Source organism: Psychrobacillus sp. NEAU-3TGS (assembly GCF_029955155.1).
Taxonomy (GTDB): Bacteria; Bacillota; Bacilli; order Bacillales_A; family Planococcaceae; genus Psychrobacillus.
Genome location: NZ_JAPNOZ010000012.1, coordinates 821,683 through 833,107, shown reverse-complemented (window position 1 = coordinate 833,107; position 11,425 = coordinate 821,683). Strand labels below are relative to the sequence as shown.

Sequence of the window (11,425 nt, the reverse complement as noted above, 5' to 3'; positions counted from 1 at the left end):
GATGTTGCATTTTCTATGGGTGAAAACCTTTGATAAGTTGTATAAGATATACTATTTAGCGATTGTGATCAGTTATTAGGAGCTGCCATTGCTTGAATGGCTAATAGCAACCTTTCCTATAATTAATACTGTACATAAAATGATTCTAAATAAGAGACTGCTTGACAGTTGTAAATAAATTAAAGAGCTTTTTTGCATTGAATTATGGATTAGTCAGCAAGTTCTATTGATTGAAGCGCAAGGCGGCGACACCCGCGGGATCAGCGGGACAGGGGAGACCCCGCAGGAGCGTGCGACGAGGAGGCTCACCACCCGCCCCGCGGTAAGCGTCCGCCTGGAGTGGAAATCAATTTCCTTTGCCGTGTCTCTTTACCGCACAGTTTCCCTATACTTCACAAACTATGCTTTGTAATTATCTTGCAATTTTTCTCCATAATCATGCTTCTTGTTAATCAGGAGGTATGGTACCCTTGATATATAAATTGCAAAGGGGAATGGATATGGCATATACAATCGAAAAAAGAGATGAAATCATTGTCTTTGAAATCAACAGACCTACAATCCATAATGCGATTAATGGAGAAGTGGTAGAGGGATTTAAACAATTGGTGCAAAGAGTAAAAACAGATTCATCCATTAAATTTGCTGTTATTACAGGAGTAGGGGAAAAACGTTTTGTTCAGGTGGGGATCTCTCTGTATTCCATATGTTAAAAACAGAAAAAGAAGCATACAAAATGTTAAGTGAAACAGCGCAAGTTTTATATGAAGTAGCAACAATAGAAGTCCCAACAATTGCTTTGTTAAACGGAACTGCTGTAGGTGGCGGGTGTGAAATCGCTACGTTATGCGATTTTCGTTTAGTAAAGAAAGAAGCTAAATGTGGTTTTATTCAAGGGAAATTAGGAATTACTTCTGGTTGGGGTGGAGGGTCGTACTTATTTGAAAAAGGAATGAGATATGACCACGCATTGCAAATGCTAACCGAAGCAGTACCATATACTTCAGATTATCTTCTTTCTATTGGCTGGGCAACGGAAGTTTACGAAGGAGATAAATATAATGCTCTACATAAGTTTAGCGAGAAAATGATTATTCCACATGCCTCTGTTTTAAAAGCATACAAGAAACAAGCTATTCAAAAATGGGAAAATACCCAATTATATGAAAGAATTATGGAAGAAGTCTCGGGATGTTCAATTCTTTGGGAGCAAGACGCGCATCACGAGGCAGTTGATGCTTTTTTAAAAAGATAACCATTTTTAGAGTCTATTTGTACCCACTTTGCATATATTAATAAAAAAGCAAAGGGTGATAAACATGAATGTTAAAATTAGAAAAGATAGTTGGAGTGCGGAAGAAGACAATCTTTTAAAAGAAATAGTTTTAAAGAAAATAGATCAAGGTCTTACGCAAATTTCTGGGTTTGAAGAAGCAAGCATTTTGTTAGGTCGCTCCAAACAAGCTTGTGCATTCAGATGGAATAAAAATCTACGCCCACAAATATTTAAAAAAGAAACTACCGGCAAAGAGCATGTAGTCAGAGAAGTGGCAGACTCATCTACATTACAAAACCATCTACAGTTAGCGATGGAAAGCTATGATGAAATGAAGCAATCCTATGATGAAATTTCTAGTGCCTATAATTTATTAAAACAAGATTACGAGCAATTATTGAATTGGGCCAAACAAGGAATTACGCATTTAGAACGACAATAATTTAGAAGTCTCTTACTTTAGAGGCTTTTTTTATTGGGGTAAATAGAAAATTAGCAATAAAGAACGCACAAAAAGTATTTTCTTCTGCTAAAATAGAAAGAGTAAAGGAAATATTCCATTTTTCTATGAATTCTTACAAACTGTAAGCTTTAAAAGTGGATCTATGTAATATCCTTTTTAAGGGAATGATTGGTACATCAAAGGGAGGAAATATCACGATGAAAAATTTAGCATCAACAATGGCAGGAACTGTATTTACAGTCAATGTAGCAGCAGGAGAAGAAGTTTCCGCTGGACAAGTAGTATTGGTACTTGAGTCAATGAAAATGGAGATCCCTATCGAGGCAGAAACTGCAGGTAAAGTAGCAGCTATCAATGTAAAAGAAGGCGATTTCGTTAATGAAGGCGACGTACTAGTTACGTTTGAATAAGGAAGCATAATCTTTTCTATAGGGCGTCTAGCTTCAAGGCATCTCGGGGGTAAAGGTGTAAAAGTTGCTCAATTGCTAAGCTCGTCTGAAAAAAACTTTTGAGGCGGGCTGGAAAGCTATATTATAGTTCCTCGCGATACGGCGTACTTACACTTATGACTACCTTCTCTTCACATTTGCCTGTAAGGAGGCTTAAAGAAGGAAGGATATACTGTCATTGCGACAAGAGTCGCAACCCTAGACTGTCTCCTTAGTTAGGCGCTTGCGCATCTCATATAAGGGGGTAATACAAAGTGGGAGAAACAAAAGGGTATAATGAACGATTAGAGCAAAAGCTAACATCTATTTATGCGGGTGGTCACGAGAAATATCACGAAAAAATGAAACAACAAAATAAATTATTTGTACGGGATCGTTTAAAATTACTTTTCGATAATGGAGAATACGTAGAAGATGGTCGATTTGCGAATGTTGAAGCAGGCGACCTGCCGGCAGATGGGGTTGTGACGGCAACTGGGAAAGTAAATGGACAAACTGTTTGTGTAATGGCAAATGATTCTACTGTAAAGGCGGGTTCATGGGGATCTCGCACAGTTGAAAAAATTATCCGTATACAAGAAATAGCAGAGAAAAATAGAGTACCATTATTATACTTAGTAGACTCTGCGGGTGCTCGTATTACCGATCAGTTAGATATGTTTCCGAACCGTAGAGGTGCAGGTAGAATATTCCACAACCAAGTAAGACTTTCAGGATTCATTCCACAAATTTGCTTATTATTCGGTCCATCTGCAGCAGGAGGAGCATATATTCCGGCTTTTTGTGATATCGTCTTTATGGTAGAGGGGAATGCGTCCATGTATTTAGGTTCACCTCGAATGGCAGAAAAAGTGATTGGTGAAAAAGTAACATTAGAAGAAATGGGCGGTGCACGAATGCACTGTACAGTTTCTGGTGTTGGAGATGTACTTGTAACTTCTGAGGAAGAGGCAATTTCCGAAGCTAAGCGATACTTAAGTTTCTTCCCGGCTAACTATACCAAAAAGCCCAAAAAAGTAGAAACAAGAGCGATTAAAGAAGGAAGAACACTAGAAGCGATTATTCCAGAAAATCAAAATGCACCGTTTGATATGTATGAAGCAATTGATGCAATTATAGATGAAGGTACATTCTTTGATGTAAAAAAACTATTTGCACCAGAGCTAATTACAGGGTTTGCTCGTATTGAAGGACAAGCTGTAGGAATACTTGCTAACCAACCAAAAGCAAAGGGTGGAGTACTCTTTGTCGATTCAGCAGATAAAGCAGCAAAATTCATTTCGCTTTGTGATGCCTTCTCGATTCCATTGGTATTTTTAGCGGATGTTCCAGGATTTATGATTGGAACCAAAGTAGAGCGAGCAGGAATAATTAGACATGGAGCTAAGTTAATTGCTGCGATGAGTTCTGCAACGGTTCCGAAAATCTCTGTAATTGTTCGAAAAGCATATGGAGCAGGACTATACGCGATGGCTGGACCAGCGTTTGAACCGGATGTATGTATAGCACTACCAACGGCTCAAATCGCCGTAATGGGCCCAGAAGCTGCTGTAAATGCGGTTTATTCCAATAAAATTGAAGCTATTGAAGATCCAAAAGAAAGACTAAAGTTTGTACAAGAAAAGCATGCCGAGTATAAAGAGGAAATTGATATTTACAAGTTAGCTTCCGAGATGATTATCGATGAAATTGTCGCACCGAGTGATTTACGCCGAGAGCTTGCAGATCGACTTCGTTATTACGAAGACAAAGAAATTGCGCCTGCACCTCGAAAACACCCAGTGCTTCCTGTATAATATCTTTGAAAAGGTCTACCACTTCGGTAGACCTTTTTATAAGCCGAGGTGATTTATATGAATATTGGAATCATAGGTGCCGGATCTATCGGAATGTTATTTGGTGCCTATTTAGCAGAAGCAAAGCATAACATTACATTTTTAGTTCGAAATTCTAATACGCCAACTAAGTTATACATAGAAAAAAGCCATACTGGACAGCAGTTAATCCCATGTACTCTCGTAAATAGTATGGACAAGCTAGAAAGAATGGATCTAATTATTATTGCGGTGAAATATCATCATTTACAATCGTTAAAAGATGGATTAGATGCTTTGCCAAAGGATATACCTCTGTTATTTTTACAAAATGGATTACTCCAACTCTCGTTTGCTGTTAATCTAAAACAAGATACTATATTGGTTGGCTCTGTATTACATGGAGCAATGAAAAAGGATGCTCAAACAGTTCAACATTTAGGAGTAGGAGTTACAACGGTTGGTATGTGGAAAGGTGAATGGGAAAGAGTGGGGGAGTTATTCCCTCGTCTTAACGAGCATTTTCCTGTGGAATTCTCCTCCAAAATTGAAGACGTATTATTCAAAAAAGCAATGTTAAATAGTTTGATCAATCCTTTAACGACGATTGCACGTGTGCCAAACGGAGCACTTGTACAAAACGTAGCGTATAAAACGATAGTTAAAAATATATACGATGAAATGATGGATGTGTTTGAAGAGTGGAAAAATCGTCTCTCATGGGATGAAGTCGTTACACTTTGTACAAATACACAACATAATCACTCATCGATGTTAAAAGATTATGAGAACGGACGCTTGATGGAACTTGATACAATTGTTGGTGCAATTTTAGAGGAAGCAAGTAAAAGAAATAAGAAATTACCGATATTGAATACATTCTATTTACTACTAAAGGAAAAGAATAAAGTAGGTGAAAGACATCTTTAATACGATTATTTCGTTTTTTATATTATTTCCGATCGTGCTATTTATTTTGACGTTTATCGTCTCTAAATACTTATTACACAAACGAAAAAAATCTATCGGGATTGCGGCGGATATAACAACATTTCTATTGTTTTTCTCTGTTTCACATGTTTTTTCGATTATTTTTTCTAAAACTATTGGCTTTGAATTAGTCATCTGTTCACTAATATTCGCAACTGTTCTGACGTATTTGGATTGGCGTTCCAAACATGAAATTGAAGTACGGCCGCTACTTCGAAAAATTTGGAGAATGTTATTTATGTTACTTTGTATATTTTATGCCTTCCTCTGGTTATTCGGAGTTATCCAATATGTATTAAGTTATATAAGCTAATAATTTTCCACGGCTTCACCTGTAATGATATACTCAAACAAGAATTTGTCTTAATTCAAGGAGTACTTAAAATATTGTTGGATTAGGATAATAACCGACGGCTTATATCTGGTTTTTTTAAAGCTATGGCGGGGTGAAATTGATAATTAGAGGTGGAAAAATCGTGCGATTAGAGCAATACACACAACCATTCGCGACCCTTTTTTATAAGAAATATTTGGAGGATGCGGCTAGCTTATCTTCTTTTTTTCATTATGAATGGGACCAAAAGGCGCTTAATAGAAGACTTCAAGAAACTGATTTTAGCATAACCAAAAGAATGGAACTTGTAGAAGTATTGACGACTTATATGCGGAAGTTTGGGCTTTCAGAAAAAAGTAGTCAACATTTAGAAGAGTTAAAAGACAATGGAGTCGTTGTAATTGGAGGGCAGCAAGCTGGTCTATTAACAGGGCCAATGTATTCTATCCATAAGGCGATATCTGTTATTACATTAGCAAAACAGCAAAGGGAGAAACTTGGAGTTCCTGTTATTCCTGTTTTTTGGATTGCTGGAGAAGACCATGACATCGACGAGATTAACCATGTTTACATAGAAAAAAGTAGAAGGCTTCAAAAATTAGTATATCCTGCAAAATCAAGAATAAAGAAAATAGCATCTGAAACAACATTTGATAAATCTTTAATGGATCATTATTTGACTGAAATTTTTCAAAGCTTACCGGAAACGTTGTATACCAAAGAGCTTTTTTCTAAAGTAATGGCTCACTTAGAAAATAATGAAACGTATACAGACTTCTTTGCTGCGCTTATGAATGACCTTTTTCATGAAGAAGGATTACTTTTAATAGATGCTGCTTATGAACCGTTTAGAAAGTTAGAAAGTGAATATTTTCAACTTTTTGTAAAGAACGCCTCTCAACTTGCAAAAATCGTCTTTGAAAAAGAAACTGAATTCGAGCAATCTGGATTTGGAACGCCGATTCAAACGAAGGATTCAGCAGCCCATTTATTTTATGTGGAAGATGGAGAACGATTTTTATTAGAAAGAAAAGATGGGGCATTCATCAACGAAGCAAAAGGACTTTCCTTTACCGAAGATGAGTTGATGGATATTGCAAAGAATTATCCTGAAAAGCTAAGTAATAATGTGGTAACACGACCAATCATGCAAGAGATGGTATTCCCTGTATTAAGTTTTATCGGTGGACCAGGGGAAATCGCCTATTGGGGAACATTAAAAACGGCATTTGAACTGTTTCATATGAAGATGCCAGTCATTATGCCGAGATTGAGTGTCACTGTTGCTAATACAAAAACACAAACTTTACTCGAAAAGTTTTCTTTTTCTATGCAAGATTTATGGGGTGGGGCAGTGGAAGAGGCGAAACTTCGGTACATTAACAATCATCGAAATGAGCAAATTCCCCACTTGATTGAAACGATGAGACAGGAGCTCACTGCTAAGTATGAGAAATTAGAGGAACTTTTAATAGAGGATAATCTAAAACTAAGTCCACTTGTTCAAAAGAATTTACAGTATCATGAGAGACAATTTACATTTATCGAACATGCCATCGATGATACACTCCTTGGTAAGCTAGATGCATCTATTCATCGCTATGATCGACTCATAATGGATCTAATCCCAAATGGAGGATTACAAGAGAGAACCTATTCCCCACTTCAATTATTAAATGAAGTAGGACCCAACTTTATAAAAGAGCTTTTACAAGTTCCTTACGAGTTTAATGGGAAGCATCATGTAGTATATATCTAACTTAAGCAAAGAAAAACTGCTGGATAATGGTATAGCTTACGGTGGATGCCACAGATTTACAGAGCAAGTTCTCAAGGGAAATCTGAGCATAAATACGCCGAGACATATTGGATAGTCGCTTGAGCCCCCACAATTTATGTGGGGGCTTTTTGTGATGAGAAATATAGCTTTTTGGCACTATTTTTGTCTCAACAAGTACTATTTACGCATTTTGAAAAATTTAATGCTCATTTTTAAAAAATGGGTGGAGGAAAGTGGGGGGATGTGGTATGTTAATGACATAAAGTGGGGTGAGTAGCATGTTCATGGGCGAATATCAACATAACGTTGATGCGAAAGGACGGTTAATAATACCTTCTAAATTTCGTGAACACTTAGAAGACTGTTTTGTTTTAACACGTGGTCTTGATAATTGTTTATTTGGTTATCCTATGAATGAATGGCGAAAACTCGAGGAAAAGTTAAAAGAACTTCCCGTAACGAAAAAAGATGCACGGGCATTTACTAGGTTTTTCTTTTCAGGTGCTACAGAAGTTGAAATCGATAAAACAGGACGTATCAATATTCCAAGCAATCTTCGTAATTACGCAAAGATGGACAAGGAATGTATCGTCTTAGGTGTTTCTAATCGTCTTGAAATTTGGGCGAAGGAAGCATGGGAAAGTTACTTTGAAGAATCTGAGGATTCCTTCAATGATATTGCAGAAAATATGATCGGCTTCGATATTTAGAGGAGGTAAAGGCTTGTTTCATCACACAACAGTATTATTAAAAGAGACGGTAGATGGACTTGCCGTTCGTCCAGATGGTATTTACGTGGACTGTACATTAGGTGGTGCAGGACATAGTGAATACTTAGTTAAACAATTAAATGAACAAGGTAAGTTAATCTGTTTCGATCAAGATATGACAGCGATCGAAAATGCAAAAGTAAAACTAGCTCCTTACTTAGAGCAAGTTACTTTTGTACATGCGAATTTCCGCTATTTGAAAACCGAGCTTGCTAACATCGGGATTGAAAAAGTAGATGGCATTTTATATGACCTAGGGGTATCTTCTCCGCAGCTCGATACGCCAGAACGTGGTTTCAGTTATAACTATGATGCACCCCTTGATATGCGCATGGATCAAACGAGCGAACTAACTGCTTACCATGTTGTGAATGAGTGGGCATATGAAAAGCTAGTAAAAATCTTTTTCCGATATGGAGAAGAGAAATTTTCCAAACAAATTGCACGCAAAATCGAACAAGCACGAGAGTCGGCTCCTATTGAGACCACTTTCCAATTAGTAGAATTAATAAAAGCAGGAATTCCAGCTGCGGCAAGACGCACTGGTGGGCACCCGGCTAAACGAATTTTTCAAGCAATCAGAATAGCTGTAAATGATGAGCTGGGAGCAGCAGAGGATTCCCTAGAGGATGCTATTCAACTTATCAATGTAGGTGGAAGAATTAGTGTAATTACATTCCATTCGCTAGAAGACAGATTAGCGAAGACAATTTTTAAAGAAGCTTCGACGATACCAGATTTACCACCAAACTTGCCTGTAATTCCAGCAGGGATGGAGCCAATGCTAAAACTAGTAACAAGAAAACCGATATTGCCTTCAGCTGAAGAACTAGAAGTAAACAATCGATCTCGATCCGCTAAGCTAAGAATTGTGGAAAAACTAATAGAAAAAGGGAGTGTCTAAATGGCTTTACGTAACCATCATTCAGAAACATACATAAGTCGTCCTTCTATTCCAGAACAACCACAAATACAAAAAACGGTAAAGAAACATAAAAAAATATTATCAAAAGGCGAGAAAATATTACTCATTTGTCTGCTTACTGTTGTAACGTTGCTCGCTGTTATGATTATCCAAACGCAAACCGCTGTTCGTTCAACAACTACGGACATTTCTCAAATCGAAAAACAAATCGATACTACTTCAAAAGAAAATACAGATTTGTCCATACAAGTAAGCGAATTATCTACCTATGATCGCATTTGGAAAAAGGCGGAGGAGCTCGGATTGAAACTGAATGAGCAAAACGTGAAGGTAGTACCAGGACAATGAAGAAAAAATTTCGTTTTCAATGGGGAGCCTTTCTTATGTTTTTACTATATGGAGGGCTCTTTTTTCTATTATTAGGTAGATTCGTGTATATTCAAGCCACTGGTGTAGCTGAAGGACAAGTGTTATCAGCAAAAGCAGATTCAAAGTATAATAGAGAGCAAGTTTTACAGGCGAGTAGAGGAAAAATTATCGACCGGAATGGGGAAGTAATTGTCCAAGATACGCTAAGCTATAAGATGGTAGCAGTTGTAAGCCCAAAAGCAACAGAAAATAGCAAAGCTCCTCGACATGTAATAGATCCGGAAAAGACGGCGCAAGTATTATCGCAATATATTGATATGACAGAAGAAGAAATAGTAGCCTTATTGGAAAAAAATATAGAAAATGAAAAATATCAAGTAGAATTTGGGAAAGCCGGTAGAGACATTAGCCATAAAACAATGAATGAGATAAAAGCGCATAATCTACCCGGTATTATTTTTACACAAGATTTGAAAAGACTATATCCTAATGGACAATTTGCCTCTCATTTAATAGGATTTGCATTAAAAGAAGAAAATGACGATGGTGAGGCAGAAACGAAAGGGAAAATGGGGCTTGAGTATATATATGACAAGGCGTTAACAGGTACCCCAGGGAAAGTAGAATTTAAAAGTGATACAAAAGGCTTTTTACTGCCAAATGCAGAAAAAATGGTGACGGAACCCAAGAATGGTCAAGATATTTATTTGACCATTGATAAAACAATTCAAAACTTTTTAGAAGATGCACTGAATAGTGCAGAGGAAAAATATAATCCTGAGAAAATGACTGCCATTGTGGCGAATGCTAAAACAGGAGAAATTCTTGCTATGTCACAAAGACCTACATTTGAGCCGAATACCCGAGATGGGCTATCTACAAATTGGTTAAATGAGGCAACTGAACAAACAATAGAACCGGGTTCCACAATGAAAATTTTCACGTTAGCTGCAGCAATTGAAGAAGGCGTATGGAATCCAAATGACCATTTTAAATCTGGTTCCTATACATTATTTGGTGATACCATTCGAGATCATAATAATGGGCAGGGATGGGGTTCAATTACATTTTTAGAAGGGTTTCAACGATCGTCCAACGTATCAATGGCATATTTACTTAATCGTATGGGCGATGAAGTATTTATCGACTATATTCATCGTTTTGGTTTTGGAGAAAAAACGGGCATTGATCTTCCAAATGAAGCTACAGGAACAGTTTTGGATACTTATCCATTGAACAGAGTAACTACGACATACGGTCAAGGTACAACTGTAACTCCTATTCAAATGATTCAAGGAATGACTGCCATAACAAATAACGGAAAAATGATGCAACCGTATGTGATTGATAAAATAGTTGATCCTAATACCGGTAAAGTATTAAGCAATCATAAGCCTACCGAAAAAAAATCACCAATTTCAGCGAAAACAGCTGAAAAAGTGAAAGAAATTTTGGCTAGTACGGTTACATCTGAATATGGTACTGCAAAGCGTTTTAAGTTAGATGAATATACAACGGCCGGTAAAACGGGAACAGCACAAATTGCTAAACCTGGTGGGGGCTATTACTGGGGGCGGGAAGTATTCCTGTATTCCTTCTTAGGAATGGCACCTGTAGAAGATCCCCAGCTCATCGTATATGTAACTGTGCATAAACCACATTTAAAGTTAACGGAGTCTGGCTCACAACCAGTTGCGGATGTATTTAATACAGTAACAGAAAAAAGTCTAAAATACTTAAACGTTCAGCCTGAAAATCTGGAGCTTGCTAGTCCAATAGAAATGCCAAACGTTGTTGGTAAAAATATTGTTGAAAGCCAAAGTATGCTAGAGTCACAAGGTTTGAAAACTGTTATAATTGGTCAGGAAGAAAATGTAACGGAGCAATATCCAGCTGCTGGTACTTCTATTATTTCAAGTGGCACGGTGTTTATTAAAGGACAAGGGGAAATTCAGTTACCAAATTTTACAGGTTGGTCAAAGCGTAATTTAATGATATATAAAACATTAGCGAATATTCCTATTGAAATTAATGGGGAAGGCTTTGTAACAGAGCAAAGTTTGACAGCTGGCTCCATTGTTTCCAGCGAAACGCCTGTCGTTGTCCAGTTAGCGACACCTGAAGAAGTAACAGATGTTGCTCCTTCGGAAGAGGAATTAGTGGAAGAACTACCGCAGGATTAAGAGTTATATAAAGAGAAATAGAATAGTTATTGTCATTTTCTCATACGTTATCTAAAACGAGTAAAAGGAGAA

The 11,425-nt window shown here is 37.2% G+C and carries 10 protein-coding genes and 1 pseudogene; all 11 read left to right on the top strand.

The window, feature by feature from the left end:
• Positions 1–461: 461 nt before the first annotated feature.
• The 11 genes and pseudogenes from OR571_RS20480 to OR571_RS20430 all read left to right on the top strand — a co-directional run bounded on the left by OR571_RS20480 (position 462) and on the right by OR571_RS20430 (position 11,353).
• Positions 462–1,255, top strand: a pseudogene (locus tag OR571_RS20480) (enoyl-CoA hydratase/isomerase family protein).
• 64 nt (positions 1,256–1,319) lie between these two features.
• A complete protein-coding gene (locus OR571_RS20475; RefSeq protein ID WP_282245601.1) occupies positions 1,320–1,718 on the top strand; it encodes a hypothetical protein in 399 nt (132 codons plus the stop codon).
• A gap of 218 nt (positions 1,719–1,936) precedes the next feature.
• Positions 1,937–2,149 (top strand): acetyl-CoA carboxylase biotin carboxyl carrier protein subunit, encoded by a 213-nt coding sequence (locus tag OR571_RS20470; RefSeq protein ID WP_142537637.1) that lies wholly within the window; start codon positions 1,937–1,939, stop codon positions 2,147–2,149.
• A gap of 293 nt (positions 2,150–2,442) precedes the next feature.
• Positions 2,443–3,984, top strand: coding sequence for an acyl-CoA carboxylase subunit beta (locus tag OR571_RS20465; protein WP_282245598.1), 1,542 nt, complete (start codon positions 2,443–2,445; stop codon positions 3,982–3,984).
• A gap of 57 nt (positions 3,985–4,041) precedes the next feature.
• Positions 4,042–4,932: a ketopantoate reductase family protein gene (locus tag OR571_RS20460; protein WP_282245596.1), complete on the top strand. Its 891-nt coding sequence runs from the start codon at positions 4,042–4,044 to the stop codon at positions 4,930–4,932.
• Positions 4,916–5,305: a DUF3397 domain-containing protein gene (locus OR571_RS20455; RefSeq protein ID WP_282245595.1), complete on the top strand. Its 390-nt coding sequence runs from the start codon at positions 4,916–4,918 to the stop codon at positions 5,303–5,305. Before OR571_RS20460 ends, OR571_RS20455 begins: the two co-directional genes overlap by 17 nt.
• A 163-nt stretch (positions 5,306–5,468) precedes the next feature.
• Complete coding sequence (gene bshC / locus OR571_RS20450) at positions 5,469–7,085, top strand: bacillithiol biosynthesis cysteine-adding enzyme BshC (protein ID WP_282245594.1); 1,617 nt, start codon at positions 5,469–5,471, stop codon at positions 7,083–7,085.
• A gap of 299 nt (positions 7,086–7,384) precedes the next feature.
• Positions 7,385–7,816 carry a division/cell wall cluster transcriptional repressor MraZ gene (gene mraZ / locus OR571_RS20445; protein ID WP_282245593.1) on the top strand — a complete coding sequence of 144 codons (432 nt, stop codon included), beginning with the start codon at positions 7,385–7,387 and terminating at the stop codon, positions 7,814–7,816.
• A 13-nt stretch (positions 7,817–7,829) separates the two neighbouring features.
• Positions 7,830–8,780 (top strand): 16S rRNA (cytosine(1402)-N(4))-methyltransferase RsmH, encoded by a 951-nt coding sequence (gene rsmH, locus OR571_RS20440; RefSeq protein ID WP_282245592.1) that lies wholly within the window; start codon positions 7,830–7,832, stop codon positions 8,778–8,780.
• On the top strand, positions 8,781–9,149 hold the full coding sequence (ftsL, locus tag OR571_RS20435; protein WP_282245591.1) for a cell division protein FtsL: 369 nt from the start codon (positions 8,781–8,783) through the stop codon (positions 9,147–9,149).
• Positions 9,146–11,353, top strand: coding sequence for a penicillin-binding transpeptidase domain-containing protein (locus tag OR571_RS20430; protein WP_282245590.1), 2,208 nt, complete (start codon positions 9,146–9,148; stop codon positions 11,351–11,353). The genes ftsL and OR571_RS20430 overlap by 4 nt, the downstream gene beginning before the upstream one ends.
• Positions 11,354–11,425: the final 72 nt, after the last annotated feature.

Excerpts from the sequence above, each read along its gene's own strand:
- OR571_RS20475 (WP_282245601.1), top strand. The coding sequence starts at position 1,320 with ATGAATGTTAAAATTAGAAAAGATAGTTGGAGTGCGGAAGAAGACAAT.
- OR571_RS20470 (WP_142537637.1), top strand. The coding sequence starts at position 1,937 with ATGAAAAATTTAGCATCAACAATGGCAGGAACTGTATTTACAGTCAAT.
- OR571_RS20460 (WP_282245596.1), top strand. The coding sequence starts at position 4,042 with ATGAATATTGGAATCATAGGTGCCGGATCTATCGGAATGTTATTTGGT.
- mraZ (WP_282245593.1), top strand. The coding sequence starts at position 7,385 with ATGTTCATGGGCGAATATCAACATAACGTTGATGCGAAAGGACGGTTA.
- ftsL (WP_282245591.1), top strand. The coding sequence starts at position 8,781 with ATGGCTTTACGTAACCATCATTCAGAAACATACATAAGTCGTCCTTCT.
- OR571_RS20430 (WP_282245590.1), top strand. The coding sequence starts at position 9,146 with ATGAAGAAAAAATTTCGTTTTCAATGGGGAGCCTTTCTTATGTTTTTA.